The 16010-nt window shown below is 41.3% G+C and carries 17 protein-coding genes; 2 read left to right on the top strand and 15 right to left on the bottom strand.

All coding sequences use genetic code 11. From position 1 onward, the window contains the following. Window positions 1–192: 192 nt before the first annotated feature. Window positions 193–2376 (top strand): hypothetical protein, encoded by a 2184-nt coding sequence (locus tag B7E11_RS09310; protein WP_080833609.1) that lies wholly within the window; start codon window positions 193–195, stop codon window positions 2374–2376. A 100-nt stretch (window positions 2377–2476) separates the two neighbouring features. Here the strand turns inward: B7E11_RS09310 and B7E11_RS09315 are convergent, their stop codons facing one another. The 4 genes from B7E11_RS09315 to B7E11_RS09335 all read right to left on the bottom strand — a co-directional run bounded on the left by B7E11_RS09315 (window position 2477) and on the right by B7E11_RS09335 (window position 5871). Next, on the bottom strand, window positions 2477–2899 hold the full coding sequence (locus B7E11_RS09315) for a WG repeat-containing protein (RefSeq protein WP_176220666.1): 423 nt from the start codon (window positions 2897–2899) through the stop codon (window positions 2477–2479). 467 nt (window positions 2900–3366) lie between these two features. Then, window positions 3367–3942 (bottom strand): hypothetical protein, encoded by a 576-nt coding sequence (locus B7E11_RS09325; RefSeq protein WP_080833614.1) that lies wholly within the window; start codon window positions 3940–3942, stop codon window positions 3367–3369. A 131-nt stretch (window positions 3943–4073) separates the two neighbouring features. Continuing rightward, complete coding sequence (locus B7E11_RS09330) at window positions 4074–4652, bottom strand: hypothetical protein (RefSeq protein ID WP_080833615.1); 579 nt, start codon at window positions 4650–4652, stop codon at window positions 4074–4076. A gap of 430 nt (window positions 4653–5082) precedes the next feature. After that, window positions 5083–5871 carry a hypothetical protein gene (locus tag B7E11_RS09335; protein ID WP_080833617.1) on the bottom strand — a complete coding sequence of 263 codons (789 nt, stop codon included), beginning with the start codon at window positions 5869–5871 and terminating at the stop codon, window positions 5083–5085. Window positions 5872–6037: 166 nt separating this feature from the next. Between B7E11_RS09335 and B7E11_RS30780 the strand changes: the two genes are divergently transcribed. Beyond that, on the top strand, window positions 6038–6541 hold the full coding sequence (locus B7E11_RS30780) for a cold shock domain-containing protein (protein WP_080833618.1): 504 nt from the start codon (window positions 6038–6040) through the stop codon (window positions 6539–6541). Window positions 6542–6617: 76 nt separating this feature from the next. On the opposite strand, the gene B7E11_RS09345 is transcribed toward B7E11_RS30780, so the two are convergent. The 11 genes from B7E11_RS09345 to B7E11_RS09400 form a co-directional block, all read right to left on the bottom strand. Beyond that, window positions 6618–7016: a hypothetical protein gene (locus B7E11_RS09345; RefSeq protein WP_080833620.1), complete on the bottom strand. Its 399-nt coding sequence runs from the start codon at window positions 7014–7016 to the stop codon at window positions 6618–6620. Between the two features lie 335 nt (window positions 7017–7351). After that, window positions 7352–7831, bottom strand: a complete 480-nt coding sequence (locus B7E11_RS28875; RefSeq protein WP_139787129.1) for a hypothetical protein — start codon at window positions 7829–7831, stop codon at window positions 7352–7354. A gap of 490 nt (window positions 7832–8321) precedes the next feature. Beyond that, window positions 8322–8627: a hypothetical protein gene (locus B7E11_RS09355; RefSeq protein ID WP_080833624.1), complete on the bottom strand. Its 306-nt coding sequence runs from the start codon at window positions 8625–8627 to the stop codon at window positions 8322–8324. A gap of 726 nt (window positions 8628–9353) precedes the next feature. Further along, window positions 9354–9689: a hypothetical protein gene (locus B7E11_RS09365; RefSeq protein ID WP_080833628.1), complete on the bottom strand. Its 336-nt coding sequence runs from the start codon at window positions 9687–9689 to the stop codon at window positions 9354–9356. Window positions 9690–9719: 30 nt separating this feature from the next. Further along, window positions 9720–10070: a hypothetical protein gene (locus B7E11_RS09370; RefSeq protein WP_080833630.1), complete on the bottom strand. Its 351-nt coding sequence runs from the start codon at window positions 10068–10070 to the stop codon at window positions 9720–9722. After that, window positions 10071–10739: an EAL domain-containing protein gene (locus tag B7E11_RS09375; RefSeq protein ID WP_080833632.1), complete on the bottom strand. Its 669-nt coding sequence runs from the start codon at window positions 10737–10739 to the stop codon at window positions 10071–10073. A 32-nt stretch (window positions 10740–10771) separates the two neighbouring features. Further along, window positions 10772–11680, bottom strand: a complete 909-nt coding sequence (locus B7E11_RS09380) for a tyrosine-type recombinase/integrase (protein ID WP_080833634.1) — start codon at window positions 11678–11680, stop codon at window positions 10772–10774. Between the two features lie 533 nt (window positions 11681–12213). Beyond that, window positions 12214–12690: a hypothetical protein gene (locus B7E11_RS09385; RefSeq protein WP_080833637.1), complete on the bottom strand. Its 477-nt coding sequence runs from the start codon at window positions 12688–12690 to the stop codon at window positions 12214–12216. Between the two features lie 337 nt (window positions 12691–13027). Beyond that, the gene (locus B7E11_RS09390; RefSeq protein WP_080833639.1) at window positions 13028–13432 is read right to left on the bottom strand and encodes a hypothetical protein; all 405 of its coding nucleotides are present in this window, start codon (window positions 13430–13432) and stop codon (window positions 13028–13030) included. A gap of 221 nt (window positions 13433–13653) precedes the next feature. Next, window positions 13654–14535 (bottom strand): BsuPI-related putative proteinase inhibitor, encoded by an 882-nt coding sequence (locus tag B7E11_RS09395; RefSeq protein ID WP_176220667.1) that lies wholly within the window; start codon window positions 14533–14535, stop codon window positions 13654–13656. Between the two features lie 244 nt (window positions 14536–14779). Further along, window positions 14780–15388: a hypothetical protein gene (locus tag B7E11_RS09400; protein WP_080833644.1), complete on the bottom strand. Its 609-nt coding sequence runs from the start codon at window positions 15386–15388 to the stop codon at window positions 14780–14782. Window positions 15389–16010 lie beyond the last annotated feature (622 nt).

A 16010-nucleotide genomic window follows, 5' to 3' on the forward strand; every position in this document is an offset into this window, starting at 1 on the left:
ATTATTCTACAACGCCCTATCGTTATCCTTCAAAAGCCCCAAACACTGCGGTTTACCATAAGACTGCATCTGTCATCTTTGATCTGACCGAGCAGAAGCGGCAGGATTCTTCCTTTTGCGATACCACTCTCTGCAACTCAGGAAATATGATACAATAGTCTTAATATTCGAGTTGTTTAGAGGGGGGTTATTATGTCGGAAAAACACGCAGACAAATTACTTCATGTTCAAAAAGGAGTAATTCGTCATCTGTTATCTTCAAAGGTAGACGAAAAAGATTTAATCAATCGTTACCGCACGGTTGTCAAGCGAGAAGTAAAAACAGATGTAAAAACTGCACTAGAGAGACTTGATAAACAAAAACTCGTGGAGATTGTTGCTATTTCGCCAGAGATATCTGCATCAGATATTGAAACCTGTTTTGAAGATAACAGATATAGCCGCCGACCAAATTTTCGGCTGTTTATGCTGCGTCCGCATAATCCTCAAGTGAACTCAGCATCGTTTATCTCCGATCATAAAAATAATTTTGGCGTTTCCAAAATGAATGAATTGCTTAAGCCAATCGTATACCCCAATGATAACGTATTTGGACTAGTCGCAATTGATCAAACCGTTATCAATCATGAAACCTTAGAAATCGCATTACAATATCAGGAAAGATATAATTATATCAACCCCGAAACCGAACAGTCCGATTTTATTTACGAATTGAAGTTCGGTTTCTTCTGGATCAACTTTGACCAACGCTTTGTAAGCATCAGTATACCTACTGAAACCCTAGTTGGAACAATATCCAGAACCATTCAAGGAGCCTTTAACTGCTTCGTATCACCAGTGAACATTACCAAAAAGATTGTCGACAGTGTGTTTAGCAAAGAATCCATGAAACGAACAACTTTGAGCAATCCAGACCCCGATTCAGGGAAGCCAAGCAAAGTGACCTTGGCAGATAGTGATCTGGGCAATAAAGTGGGGCAACTAACTGAATTTGACGGGTACGATTCGCCAAGTTCAGTTTATCAGGAAGCAATTGATGAGGACGGAGACTTCTTCTCAACCCTTGGGGTCAATAACGACAAAGGTAAAATTTATCTGACCCGTCAGTTGAAAGCCTCTGAAATGAGACGTTGGGGAATTTGGCGGATCGGACAAATCATGAATTACATAAATTCCATACAAGATAATGGTGAGATCGACGAAAAGTTCGAATCTTTTGGTCTTGATGAAGACCCGGATCTTGTCGCCTTCACCACTTCAAATGACGAGAAAAAAGTCATTCTGGAAGTCATTAAGGCAGTCGTCACCTGTAAGGTCAAGAAGGTCGAGAGCTTCAAACTTCACGACTTAAATGTTGATAAGATTGTTGGCTCACTGAAGAAACATACCATCGCTCGGTTTTACCCCTATTGTGAAAGTTGCGACCACTATGCAGATATCACCTGTAATCACTGCGGAAACACCGATTTGTTAACGATTTCTGTAAAGAGAGGGCAGGCTCCGCAGGTCGTATGTTCATTCTGTTACACTGAACTTCAAAAAGATAACGTCCGCTGCATCATGGATCATAAGATCAGAATCGATTCCTGGTACGATGGGGTAATGATCAACCCTAAATCAGCTTTAGTCGGGATTGCTGAAAAGATAATTAACAAATATTTTCCGGATGAAGGATTTTCACACGAAGAAGAATCCTTCTATCTTCAAAACAATGTCGTTCACTATTCTTCCAGAGTCGCATCAAAAGTCATGTTCAAAGTAAGAGAACTGCAACAGTTTAAGCCCGTTTGGGATCGAAGAATAACCCCTAAGCGCCGCGAAGAACTGCATGATGTACTAAGTCTGCTAACTGAAAAATGTTCCAAACATAGTGTGGACGCTTGTCAAGCCTGTCAGCACGAAAAAAGTGTCCGTTGCATCATGAAACCATTTGTAACTTTTACAGACCACAAGTTGCATCCGCATCATGGACAAGAATATGGCGATATCAGCTTTACCATTCAAATGCTCGGTATGGACGATGCCGTATTTGTAGGTATTGCCAAGAGTTACGAGAAAAAACCGATAAAGTCCACAGATAATAAAGGTCATGAAATACTTCAACAGTTTGTTTATAAATGCAAAGATTCTACGGTCAATGTTTTAGGGATTGTGGTAGCAGGGGAACTAGAACAGGACTTTGCCGCCATATTGCAAGATCTTGCCGGAAGGTACAGAAAGAAAATCGTCATGTGGACATACGAGGAATTAATGTTGGTGGTTGATTTCGCTATCAGGCACTATGGAATGTCAATCTCAGAGGTTGTAGAGGAATTGAAGGCTGATATTGTAAAAAGGAAAAAGAATTCTTCAGAAAAACGTAAATCTGCGAGTTAGAAACTCTGTACGATGGCATAGGGTCTGCAAAATCTCCTTTATTTGCAGACCCCGTAAGTTCAAAGATCTAAAAACCCCTCAAAACAATCGATGACTGATATTACATTCTCATAAAACTCTTTGCCGGAATAAGCCTTATACTTTCACTGCATCCCGAACCATACAGCCTCTGGCTGCGAATCATTACATATCCACTCGTTTTCAAATCCGTTATCTCCTCACCATACTTGAAGAGAGTCAACTGCTTACCCGTCGAGTCAATGAAACCCCACTTACCATCGAAATTCTGCACCGCCGCTAGACCATTACGAAAGTAACCTGCACTAGCATACTGGAGTGGGATGACCTCGTTCCCTTGTCGGTCGATGAAGCCGTATGCTGTTGGAAGATTGGCAGCTCTAACCAATGCTCGACCATCGTGAAAACGGCTTATTAATTGATACCCCCTTGAGAAGGGAACGATGAAATTACCAGCTTGATTGAGGATACCAACGTTACCGAATCGATCTTCGGTTTTGAGCATCCCTTCTCCCATTGGGATGAAATACTGGCACTCACAAGGAACGATCTCGTTGTCTTGGTTATCGACCAGTCCGTAGTAGTACTGATCCGCGCCATACTCGTTGATCTGGAGCTGCTTGATAACTGCTATGCCTGGCTTAAACTTGACGGATGTTTGTACGAGATACTTTGGATTATTCAGTACACTCTTCCTCTCTGGAATGAATTTGTGATACTACTTATATTGCTAAACCTCTTAATTTAAGTCCTCCAATAGAATCAACTCCTTAAGAATGTCCTCAACTCCATCAGAAGGCAAACCTAAACCGTTACCCCCTAAGTCAGCAACCACTCCTAAAGTGTGATTGCTAACTTTCTAAGATTTCATCTCGCATGATCGACCAATATTAGCCTGGATAAACTTTACCGATAATTAACTTTCGGCAACTGATAAAGATAAGTGCCGAATTTTACGTAATCTTAACCTTGTTACTTTTTAAGAAAATCCAACAAATTTGAGTCCATCACCGAATGCTTCAAGATCTTACCCCTACAAGCATCGGATAGAGTCTTATAAAAGAATGATATGATATCCTGACTATTTATCCGAAACTTACCTTTCGGATTTTCAAATTGCATGATGTTGGTCGGAACATAATAATAATAGGTCGTCATATCGAAATAGACTTCGTCAAGCTGGGAGAGGGTGCTGCTCGAAACAAAGTATACTCGACAACCCGATTTTCTTAACTTCTCAACTATCTTCTTATCCTGTTCCGACAGTAAGCACTGATCAACCTCATATTCATCAACATATTGTTTTACTGGAGTTCCCTTCCTAAAACTGTCAATGTAAAAGTTATCCAAACCCATGACCTTCATAAACCCAACTGCCAGTTCTTTACTGAGATCTTCCCCAATCTTCCTTAACTTCGCCTTGGACGGATAGGGTGGCAGAGTGTCCAAATAGTCGATTAGACCAAGTATCACTTGATACATCCGCTTGTACTCTGGCTGTAACTTCTCGGCATTGATATTTCTCAAATCGTTAAAAATAGCTTCCATTTGTTTTCCTCCTCGGGATAGTAGTTGCCGTTACAGGCACATCTTTATATCTCAACCTCTTAAAACAACTCAATCCGGCACTTTCAGGTGAGCTAACTGCCTCGAAAAAGGCAGTTAGCCCCTAACCCTAGTTACTTGCCAAGCGTTACCTCCAGTCCGATCTTCAAGGAAGGCGGCTTAGGATGCATACCCCACATAATATCCAAACGGGGGAGAGTGCCTAATACCATCGCCTTTGCCATGTCGAACTCTCCCATCGTCCAAGGCTCGGTGGTGTCAAGAACCTTCAGGTAATCCTTGAAGCCATACCGAAGTGAATTCTTGACTTCATAGGCAGCTACGATTTCGGTTCCTTCATCAAGGATAATTACAGGGATGTGCATTTGGTTTGCTAATCCTTCAAAGAGTTGAAGCCCTAAACCCCCATCAGCATGGTAGTTCAACCACGACTCCAGATACCATTCGCGCCCGATCTTTACCATCAGGCTAAAGAGATATACATCATTGAGAGCGAATGGGGCAACTCGGATATTGATCTGTGGGTTCGCACCGAAGCTGCCGCGCATGCTTTTGTCTGTCTTAATGAAAAGGGCTGGTCTCAAAACGGTTCCGCTGTCATTCGGAATCATGTCTAGCCCCATCGCTCCTGGTGGCATGTACTCGAAGTGGTCAATAATGTTACCGCCGGTGGTTACCTCAATCGTTAGCATTGTCATTCCCTCCAAAAAGTTATTTGTTGAATCTACTTATAATGCAATACCTCTTAAAACATTTCCGCACATCTCTTCTTATTCAGCTCCGACATAGGCGAGAAATATACCCCTTGAAGAAGGGATGATGCCTGGACTTGCGATTTTTCATACCGATCTTCCTCCTTAAAATTGGTTGTTGAATTTTTGAAGCTACTTATATTGCTATACCTCTTAATTCAAATCAGTAAGTTGATCCCAACTCCGTTAAGACGCAAATAAATAACCTTAATCCGCGAAAAAAGGGGCATCCAAAACCCGTAAAACCCCTTGAAGAAGAAAAATCACACCTCGGGGAAGTGTGATTACTGATACTGATATTAAACTCACTGTTTGAGCTGATTTTTTTCTCGTTAATACTCTTTAGGACAATATTTTCTTATGTAGCTGCCTATTTTGAAGCCAACTTGTCCAACAGTTCTTCCTTAAGAAGTGAATAAATCCGGTTGTTAATATCCATGTCCTCGATCAATTGTGTTGCATAGGCATACCACTTATGCAAATTGTCGCCCGTGTCTTTTCCTAGTGCGTTACCCCATTGGAATGAAGGGCTGTCCTCGCTGTAGTCAAGATCAAATACGATATAAGGCTTACTCTTTATTGGCTCTTTTTGTCCTCTGGAGATGTCTTTATTTATCAACTTCAACCTTCTTACTGAAGGAAGCCATTCCATCAGATGTCGGCACTCAGAAATGATCATCGGTCTTTCACTTTCCACATATACCCCACGTTTTCGGTAGGTCAGTTCTTTACCGGAATACATCTTGAGGTCTTGAATCTCAATCTTGTAGGACAGGGTCGGATGGACTATCTCGTTATCATCAATACGGAAACTTGCACTCCCGAAACTGCTGTCCTCCATGAAAAGAAGCTTTAGGCGCTCGATATTATATCTCAAGTGAGCTTCAGAAGTAGAAATCAAGATATCCATACTCGATAATACAGATTTACTCAACGACAACTTATCCGTACTAAAGTAATACTGCATCCATGTTGGAACTAATTCCGCATTTCCTGAAGTAAATTCAATAACTACAGATGAATCCTCTTCCTCAAGTTTTAATTGATACCTGTACTGTATCAAATCACCTGACACTGGCTCATTATACTCTGTGGTGCGTACCGACTTTGTGAAAACCCCTAGATACGAAAGACTGGTGTTTTTCAGTTTAATCTCCATCAATGAGCAACTCCTATTTGAGATTCATATCTCATTATTATCGGTAAATTATGGGGTACTCTTGAGCAAATCTTGAAGCAGTGACCATACATTCGTTAAGCTCGTGCATTTATAAGACGTGGTAATTTGTGTTAACATATATTCAAAAAGAACAGGTGATATATGCATGATCGGTCGGGTTAAGAAATACTTCTCTGAAAAAGGATTTGGCTTTATTGAAAGTGAAGGAACTGACTACTTCTTTCATGTGAGTGAAGTAAAACAAGGTGTCCAATCGATTGAGCCAGGGTTGCAAGTTGAATTCGATGTAACTCCTAAACCAAAGGGACTCACAGCGACCAATGTCCGGGTAAAAGAAACACATAGGGCTACATTTCTCAAGTTCGGTGATACGAGAATAAAAACAACAAATATTAAACAATATGGTATCGATACAGAAAGAGTAAGAAAACAAGAGTGGCAGAAGGCAACTTTTGGAAAGGTATTAGGAGCAATATTTGAGGGTGGAACAATCTCTACAAAAGGAAATGTCATAGTCAATAATTATGTGGATGTAAAAGTTCTATATGTAACAACTTATCAGGGAGACAACTATAGATTCAGGGAAGATCAGGTTGACTTTGACATCGACGAGAAGTTACGGGAGATAGATGAGCTACTTGCAAACTAAACAATTCAATATAAAAAACGAGAGATGGTGCCGCGCAGACACCATCTCGATTCCATATCGGTAATAGGTGTAGCTATTAATGAAGCCTATCCTTTGAATTCTTCGACAACTCAAACAATACCATGCTTGCGATAGTTTTCAGAACAACTGGTTTATACGCCCCCCTGAATTTTCTAGAGGGGTTGCAAACAAAATAATCAGATGAACATTCGCTGTCATCGATAAAAAGCTTCATAGTTTGATAGGTGGAATGCGACTTGTCGACTGTTTCCTCAACATATGAAAGCACCTGTTCTTTGACAGAAGTATCGATAGACATATCTTCCTCAAAGATTCCCTTCCTAAAGAAAAATGTATCGATACCTCTAACGAATTTACCAGAAAGGCGGCTTCTGTTTACCAGATCAAGCAATTCTTCAACGGACTTAAGGGCATCTCTCAACTCATCGTCTGTTAACTCATTGGTTTTTAACATTTTATTATCCTCCCGTTTTCGAGCTCACAATCTCTTCTTTAGCCCATCAATTGGAGTATGATTACCCCGTTACCATAATACTTTCAGGCTCTTGCAAGATCCGCTTCAGAGTCTGAACCTGCTTTTCGTCTAAATCATCTATTTGTTTAGCCTCCATTCTCAAAGCCCACCACAAGGTGCTTTGGATTGAACAACTCCCACATGTTCTTGGGGAAATGACCTTGAATGCACCCATCTTAGGCGGGTAATCCCAACCTTTCTTATAACCCTCTTCAGAAGTGAGAAGCTCGTCTACTCCACAGGATTCGCAGATGTGACGGATTAGCATACTCTCCTCACTCCCAGTCTCGATGTTTGCTTTTTATTGCCTCTCTAACTGAATCTAATAATTCTCTGTCCTCTTTTGACTTTCTCAGCACACAGCGAATCAACATGGTCAATAATGCTTCGTCGGAAAGTTCCTCTTCATGACTATTTGTTTCAACCTCTTCAGCGCTTCCTCGAAAGAGTGAGTTGTGACGAACTAGATCAGATAATGGTCCGTTTGCTAAATAACTGCTGTAAACCTTGAGTGCACGATTTGGAGTGTTAAGAATTGCCTCACTCTCCAAGACGATCTTAATCTCACTTACTCCTGAACTATTATCGACCACACACTCTGTAATCGCTTTAGGATTTTTACTGCGTTTTGATACCGAGTTGTAATACTCCGGTCCATCAATTTCAATTGCTTTAAGATATTCATCCTGTCTAAGATCAACTGTCTTACGAAGTGAATCGTCTGAAAGCCACAATATACAGGTATATCTGTGCATCGAGTATCGCCTCCCCATTGACTACTTTATTACCGTCAAAGTTATTGTAAGCTTTATGATTATCTTTGTCAACCACTTGTCCGAATGCGCGTTATTTTAGATATAACTAGACATTAATTTCTGCCATCGTAAACAGAAGCACCTGATTGGTTACCATAAACGGGATGAATGGGTAGAGAGGTCAGATGAGGGTGAAGGGGATGATCGGGAGATGCTAATGGGAGGGCGTGATTCTCTCTTAGGGGTCGAATAGACCCATTGAGTCAACTGCCGGGCTGACCTGCTCTATCCGTTGGCTTCGTTTAATCTTACTGTTAGCTGTAGACGTTATTGATTGGACTTCTCCTCCCTTAAAGTGTATTTGCTCTTTAACCAACTCCAAAAATGATTTCTTCTCCAATCTGATGATCAAAAATATCAGTTTGGCTGTAAAGTAACCTGAACTACAAGAAACACCCAAGCTGGATACGAAATCCAACTTGGGCGTTTCTCACCAAATGCTTTCCGTTTTCCGTAATACTTGATAGATTAGATTAATATTAAGAAGAAGCATAATAATATTATACCCGAGCGATTGACCATTGGTAATCTCTATTAATGAAACGAATAAACCCAGAATCCCCAAAGTAAATAAGATAATCTTCAGTTGCTTGCTATTCCAAATCGCAATCATCAGTTTTGAGATCCTAGATTCTGGTCTAAAATATAATGTTATTCCCACAAAACCGAGAAAGACTAATGAAACGATAGAAACGTAAAGCAACCTATCCATGCCAGCCCAGAACGAATCAGCCATCCACATCTCCTCCAAACTTTGACTTTTTATTTTCCCTTCGCTGTTTGTAAGAAATATCAAATGCTAACTGCAAAATTGATTCCAACTCCCAACAGTCGTGATATGAAATTCAGGAGTAAAGCTGTCGAATACCGATAAATATCCGTTCAGAGAAAATTAACTGCACTTTACTTCAAAATCTCAAGTTACCCCGTTACAAAGAAACGGAGTGCTCAGCCAGCCCGAACACTCTGCAAGAACGCCCCCAACTCAATGGGAACATGATGATATGGCGAGGTAATGTAATTCAAGTCAAACTCGCGACTACGTTGATATAAATTGTGCCTCGTTGTAACAGCATCACGCCTAATCTGCGGGTGAACCGAGTATAAAGTCTTTCCATATTGATTAATGGCTGTATAATGATCGCAAAGATTATGCAGATCAATAAATAGCGAGCTCATATTGATCGTAACCCCTTGCTCCACGCAAAAATTATAGAACTCCTTAAACTCCTTCCAAGTCTTTATACAATTTTGAAGAAACACCATTCGATGCCCACCTAAATCCAAGTACGACTTCTTAAGTTGATTGGGATCAAGCCAATAGTCATCGGAAAACAGTTCACTATAGTGACCGACGAGCGTTTGAATATGCACCTTGTTCCGTAGGTCTATGATGATTACCGCCAAGAAATGATCCGGTCTTCTCAGAATAGTTGATTCAGTCGACATATACCATCAACTCCTATTCATCACTCAGAAATGCTTCTTCAAATTGATAAATCGGGCATGAGTTGCATTGAAAAAACATCATCAGCGAATTGGGCTTCATAATCTTTTTACAACATATTGAGCCGCAGGAACGCATCAACTCCGATAATTTCTCGAAATGACCGTTGGCTTTGAAAGTCATCAGATCAAGTGACTTATGAATTTTATCGATCTCTGATTTAAGTTCCGATAAATCCTGGGGAGCGCATAATCCATGCTCAACTCCGATAGCCTCTAACGATTCCACTTTTGCTAGTGCCAGTTGAAAGATTTGCCTCACTTCCTTAATTTCCATGTTGCCTTTTGCCAACGCCTACACCACCTTAAGGACACATCTACCTCACCGTCTAACATCGATGAGTAATAACCCCTTACTTTGGAGATCAGTTGCCGACTCCAGATCCCCGAAATGCAGAACCCCTTGAAAGCGACCTGAATCAGCGTCATGAATTAGGTGATCCCATTCTAATCTTGAACCGGTTCGGTCAATATAGGAATCGATGATTACGATGTTACTTGTGGAGTACTTGAACTCGAACACCTTCTTGAGCATCATTGCGATTTCTCGATCTGCATCTTCTTTATTGACGGAAGCAGACCACAAATAGACTGCCGCGGCGAAGGTGTCGCCGTATTTTTCAAGTACAGCATAAGCATCCACGACATCAACCCCAATTGGACGAACTTTCATCTACAATATCGTAGGTTCACCTCCGAGCTTAGAAAACCAGTAACCTTGAAAAGCATCAGCTACCAAGGTCATACGTTCAAACTGCACTCGGGAATTAATACCACCTGCGAGGATCTTGATCCCCATTTCCCTGTACGGCTTCATCAGATTTGACACCGTCTTTAAGATTTCATCATCAATCATGCAAGATTGAATCACATTATCCGCTAACTTAATAATTGTTGGGCGAAGATGGAGCAGAAACGGTAATGATAAGAAGCTTTGACCGAAGTCAGCAAGGGCAAAGCTAACCCCCTGAGAGGATAATTGGTCATACCTCCCCATGACAAAACCGTTCAGCCAAAGCTCAGGCGGGTTTACCGTCAGGATTACCTCAAAACCTTTTGGATGTGGTAAAGAACTCGGATAAGGGTCTGATACATTCGGATACGTAGAGAGTAATAAAGGGGATGATCTATTATAGGTTTCAAGTGCCTTCTTCTTGTAGTAAAGATCAATACTTGCTTGAACCTCATTGAGCTCGGAAGAATGGAACTGAAAAACATCTTGATTCGGATTATCTCCTTCCAGACTAATAGCTGCCTCATAAGCGATAATCTTTAGACTCGAGTCAACAACAGGTAAAAAATCAACGTTGATACCCATCTTCGATAAATTAAACCTGTCCATTTTTCATGCCTCCAATTTTGATGATTACATAGTTAGTCAAATTCAATACCTTCAACAGCATCGCGCAATTCCTGTAGGGAAGGTTGAATGTATCGCCTGGTCGTCTGAATATTGGAGTGACCGAGCAAAGTAGCTGCCGCTTCGATGCTTCGTTCATTTGCAACTTGTTTCCCGAAGGTGTGGCGAAGTTGATGCACTGTAAATTTGATTTGGGTCAGGTCGGACAGTTTCTCGATCATGTGCTGGATCGCCCGAACAGACAGTTGTTGGCTGCGTTGAGAATAGAATAAGAAGGGCGAGTTCCCCCCATGATGAGCTAACCACTTCTGCAGGATATCGCGGGTTTTAACATTGAACGGCACATGCCGATACTTCCCACCTTTACCGCTCCGTACAACAATCAACCCCGAATCCATCACTACATCGGTCAGCCTTAGCTCTGACAGCTCCTCCACCCGTAACCCACAATTGACGAGGACAGCAACGACCGCTTTATACATAGCCTTTCGCTTTTCACCAGTACGCTCAAGCATTTCAATCGCGTGTAGGATCTGGTTTACTTCGTGTCGCGTGAGCCAACGGTAATCATTTTGGGAAGCAATCGGCTTTAGCTTAATAGCACTGATCGGATCGGATCTAAAGTTGACACCTTTGCCCTTTACGAATACAAACAAGGACTTAAGAGCGATTAGGTTTTGATTTATCGTGTTAGGAGCCAGTTGTTTGCCCGTCCTGCGATCAGTCCTTGATTCAAGGAACGATTTGAAGTCCCGAACAACCGTTTGTGAGACGTCTTCGATATCCGAAACGTTACCCCACGAAGAATCCAACCAGATCATAAACCGCTTAAAGCACATGGCGTAACCTTTGACCGTATTTTCCGACTTACCTTCAGCGACTAGGTGTTCGAGATAATGAGCGACCGCTTCATGGATTTTCAAGACCTTTCACCTCCTCGGATAACGTTATACGACAAGATTGCGAACCATGATGTACGACGAGTTCTTTTTGAATTGAACTCCAAACAGCGACCGATTTTTACGAACTCGTCACATAATGATAATTGCACGACAAGTTGTGAGAGCATCCTTTTTGCACGAATCCTGACCCTGAAACCGACAGGGAGGACGACCGCTACAGAGCCGACTGAGCTGAAAGAAGGAGAAGTGTGCTTTTAAGACACTCCTGTTTGCAGATGCTTCAATCGTGCTGCCATGTGGGGATGCGGTATGGCTTCTATTTAAGAAGGGAGAAGGGATGAAGAAATGTTAAGCATTCCCCCGATGAGGGGAAATAGGATTATTCCCAACCGCCATACCGCATCCTTACTAGAAGTATTCTTAATCTAAAACTGACTGCCAAAGTAGAAAAAGCTCTCCGTCATTCGAGCATCTATTATTCGCAGTAATAAATTAAAAAGCAGTATTGAACTCGACCAGCGAATTCGATACTGCCAAATTTAAGCTGTTATTGATCACCGCAGATTCAAGATCAATTCCTTATTACTCGCTACCTTCTGCTCGAACATTTCCCTTGCAAACTTGATTTCCCTGTCGGTCTTCGCTTTCATAATTTCCTTAACCGCCTTGTGAGCAAGCGATCTCATTACTCCGTCAATACGATAAAGAACCATCTGAAGTTGATTAGTAGGCATATTCAAGTGACGAGCTGCTGACCTTAATCCCGATAAATAACCACGCTCATGATACTCTTGGCTAAATACTTCAAAGCACTTCTTCATTGTTGGTGGTAAATTGTTCTTAAATCCACCTTGCAGAAAAGGGTAGGTGTGGTCAATCGCAGACCCCATGAATGCCAAGATATAATCGATTGCACGAAATCTCGCCTCAGCTACCTCTTTATCATATTGCGAAGGGAATACCTTACCTTTAGCTCTAGCTTCAGCATGGCATTTGTTGAAACAGTTCTCTAAATAGAGAAGGAACCTCATTTGAACCAGTCCTTTCAGTCTTGATAATCAACAAAATAGAAGGGCGACCCCATCGAGAATTTTCAACGGCGACAAGGATAGCCCTGAACGAGTTTCTACTATAGTAATGTAAACAAAATAGCGAGCAGGGGAAGTGTGTTTATAACGCGCCAATGGGTAGTTTTATGGACACGTTACCGGCAGAGCATTTTCGTTCAAGATGAAAGAGAGCTTATCCCATTTAAGCGTGAAACGGCTTGTAATCGATTTTTCCCTGTAAACCGAACCGCTGATACAATAAAATCGATTGTAGAGACACGTAGAAAAGGATGGGGGAGTGGGTAGAGTGGGTAAACCGTCAACCCCGTATGGACTCCTTTTCTTTAACTCTCCGAAGTCTTGGAATTCTACCACCTGACACATAGACCCCATCTTGCCGGATACGATAAATATATTCGGCTCCAATTCTAAACCGATCCCATAATGCCTTGATTCCGGATTTCTTGGCTACCTCGACTTGCTCAGGTGTGAGGATACAAAACTTATTATTTATATTCGGCATTGGATAACCAGTCTGAGCTACAATTTGATGAGTGCGCTCTGTCCGCATTTGGACAAGCTCATTAAAGATTTGCTCAATGCTCTTACCTTTAGAGAATAAACCCCTCAAAGTTACCCCAAGATCAGCGGGATAACCATCTTCTGAAACCCAAAATCCTTTACCATTGACTCTACTATCGATGACGATAGCTCTGGTACTCATACAGATCGCCTCACTTTTGTTCTATTTTTGTGTACACCTATCATGAAAAATCTCTTGCTCAAGCTCCAAAAATGGTTTGTACTCTTGACTAAAAAGAACTAAACAGATATGCCGCGAAATTTTCAAAGTAAACACAAAAACGGCAGTATACAGACTCGAACTGAGTTTCTATACTGCCGTTTTTATTAACATATCAACCGCATTCAATACTCTTGCCCAAGTCACCCCTGATTAACTTCAATGATTGACTTTGTGATGAGTTCATCTTGACTAATCGTCCCTGACTCTAACCCGATCATGACCATAACCACTACCGTGTATTTTCCTGGGGGAACCGGCTCTCCCTCGTTATCCTTCAGGTGCCATACCTCATCAAACTCTAACTTTTCGGATTTCTTTAGCTCCCGTTCAATCAAAGCTGCGGTAAATGCTTTATTGTATGACCATCTGTAGACCTCTTCGTCCTTTTCGTTATACACCCAAAAATCATACCGTTGTCCTGAGCCGTGAACGATCTTTAAATCCTTCCCTGAGATGTTCTTGAGCGAGAAATGAATGTCGATTTTTCCGTCAGCTTTAACCGTATCCATCGTGGTTTCAAATAATCCCTGCATCGGCTGCTTCTTCTCCAGTAGTTCCTTTTCAAGCTGCGGATCAAGCCTAATTTCTCGAACCTCGGACTTCGATACATGCTTTGAGTCATCAATGATCTGGATGGATTCGTTTATCTTCACCTGGGCTTTCGGATTCTCTTTAGCCGGTGTGTATAAGGCTCGACCCCATTTCCCGAAATACAGGAGATCGTCACTGTCCAATGGACTTCCGTAGGAGTAAATATTAAAGGTCGCATTCTCACCTTCGCCTTGTTGAGTGTAGACTCCATTTTGGCAGTTGAGGTAACCGAGCTTCATGCCTGGCTCTAAATCCGTACTACCTATGGTTTTCAATGTGTAGGTTTGCTGTCCCCATGTAAAGGAACTTGGCGGTTCCTTACAAGATGGAACATCATCGGGCATGGCGATTAGTGTCTTCTGAATGTCGCTGCACCCCATTAACCCAAATGTCAGACTGAGTAATAAAACGATATGCTTAGATATCGACATCCTCATTTGAACACCTCAACCTTCTACGTCAAAATAAGTCCTCTCACCAACCCCTAATGGAACTGACGAGAACAACTTGGAAAATGTTACATCCTTCATCTAAATAAAAACGGTAATACCGGACTCGAAATTTAAGTACGATATTACCGTAAATTTAAGTACGATATTACCGTAAATTTAAGTACGATATTACCGTTTTGCTACATTAATATCTTAACAAAAAGTCTCCAATATTATCTGTGGCTCAATTAGCTTCCTTCTTAAACCAACCCTCACCCCATATATAATGACCTTCCTTACTCCGAACATATCGACCTGCCTGAAGGATTTCATCAGCTACTTTAAGCTTGAGACTTCCCCTAGGATAGAAAAGTAGCCCTTTACTGTAAATTTCACCATCACTCGGCTTATTAAAGAAATAAACAGGGATCTCATCATTACCTCGTAGCACATTATAATTTTGTGCCAATCCAATTATCTGTTCCTTAGTTAATGCTTTCTCAAATCCATACGCTACTAAAGTACTGCCAAAATCATTTGCTATATCTTCAAGCTCTTTACGTGAGTAATCACCTTTATCAGGTAACCGATGAAAATTAGACACGGAATTCACGCGAATTTCTGCGTCCGCATGACCGAACACATGATCAAACGATTCGTCACTAAAAGCTCTCCGACATGATAATATAACAGCATTCTGCTTAGAAACCCCAAGCGTCTGATATAACCGATCAATCCCAAATAAAGCTACATTATTTTTGATTGTACTATCTTTACTAGAAGTAATCAGTGCGTAATTTACAGGAACCACTTCACCTGAGTTATTAACTCTCACACCTTGCCAAATATGCATTGCAGATTCCTCCTTATATTTGAGTTACAAACTATGTAATTTTGATCACCCCGCAACTCCAAAAGTTATTTTATATGCCACATATCACTCGAAAGTTCAGAAAGATTGCCTTTAATCTGATTGGAAATATTGAACATATTCAATCATCGTTGTCAAAACCTGCTGACTCAAGACAACGATTTTTGAAAACCCATGCCCCGATGCCCTGAATTCCCCACCTAAGCAAACATTTGTGGGAATTCTTTACGAATTGCTCCGAAGCAATTATCGCATACAATGAGATTCTTCTCGCCTAGACCGATGAACTTTGCTTGAACCTGATAAGTGACATCAGGCTTTGGATCGGAAGGCAGGAAACTATGGCTGCATACCCCGCATGCTCCTTGTAGCTTCATATAGCATTCAATGCAGAGAGAACCAAGATCATAGGTTAAATGGTTAAACAACTTCTCGGCTTCATGCAAACAGAATGTGCAACGATTCATAAGTATTCATCCTCCAATTTTGATCGAAAGGCAAAAAAAACCGCAGACCTTGCCCATTAAAGGCAAATCTGCGGTGCTTCCGCTTAAGATTGAATATTCAACTATCTCTAATATACTCGAATGTCAGTAAATATGCA

The organism is Cohnella massiliensis (genome assembly GCF_900169535.1).
In the GTDB taxonomy this organism is placed as follows: domain Bacteria; phylum Bacillota; class Bacilli; order Paenibacillales; family Paenibacillaceae; genus Cohnella; species Cohnella algarum.

Bases quoted from the DNA above. Each gene is read 5' to 3' on its own strand.
- B7E11_RS09310 (WP_080833609.1), top strand. From the start codon at position 193: ATGTCGGAAAAACACGCAGACAAATTACTTCATGTTCAAAAAGGAGTA.
- B7E11_RS09315 (WP_176220666.1), bottom strand. From the start codon at position 2,899: ATGCTCAAAACCGAAGATCGATTCGGTAACGTTGGTATCCTCAATCAA.
- B7E11_RS09325 (WP_080833614.1), bottom strand. From the start codon at position 3,942: ATGGAAGCTATTTTTAACGATTTGAGAAATATCAATGCCGAGAAGTTA.
- B7E11_RS09330 (WP_080833615.1), bottom strand. From the start codon at position 4,652: ATGCTAACGATTGAGGTAACCACCGGCGGTAACATTATTGACCACTTC.
- B7E11_RS09335 (WP_080833617.1), bottom strand. From the start codon at position 5,871: ATGGAGATTAAACTGAAAAACACCAGTCTTTCGTATCTAGGGGTTTTC.
- B7E11_RS30780 (WP_080833618.1), top strand. From the start codon at position 6,038: ATGATCGGTCGGGTTAAGAAATACTTCTCTGAAAAAGGATTTGGCTTT.
- B7E11_RS09345 (WP_080833620.1), bottom strand. From the start codon at position 7,016: ATGTTAAAAACCAATGAGTTAACAGACGATGAGTTGAGAGATGCCCTT.
- B7E11_RS28875 (WP_139787129.1), bottom strand. From the start codon at position 7,831: ATGCACAGATATACCTGTATATTGTGGCTTTCAGACGATTCACTTCGT.
- B7E11_RS09355 (WP_080833624.1), bottom strand. From the start codon at position 8,627: ATGGCTGATTCGTTCTGGGCTGGCATGGATAGGTTGCTTTACGTTTCT.
- B7E11_RS09370 (WP_080833630.1), bottom strand. From the start codon at position 10,070: ATGAAAGTTCGTCCAATTGGGGTTGATGTCGTGGATGCTTATGCTGTA.
- B7E11_RS09375 (WP_080833632.1), bottom strand. From the start codon at position 10,739: ATGGACAGGTTTAATTTATCGAAGATGGGTATCAACGTTGATTTTTTA.
- B7E11_RS09385 (WP_080833637.1), bottom strand. From the start codon at position 12,690: ATGAGGTTCCTTCTCTATTTAGAGAACTGTTTCAACAAATGCCATGCT.
- B7E11_RS09390 (WP_080833639.1), bottom strand. From the start codon at position 13,432: ATGAGTACCAGAGCTATCGTCATCGATAGTAGAGTCAATGGTAAAGGA.
- B7E11_RS09395 (WP_176220667.1), bottom strand. From the start codon at position 14,535: ATGTCGATATCTAAGCATATCGTTTTATTACTCAGTCTGACATTTGGG.
- B7E11_RS09400 (WP_080833644.1), bottom strand. From the start codon at position 15,388: ATGCATATTTGGCAAGGTGTGAGAGTTAATAACTCAGGTGAAGTGGTT.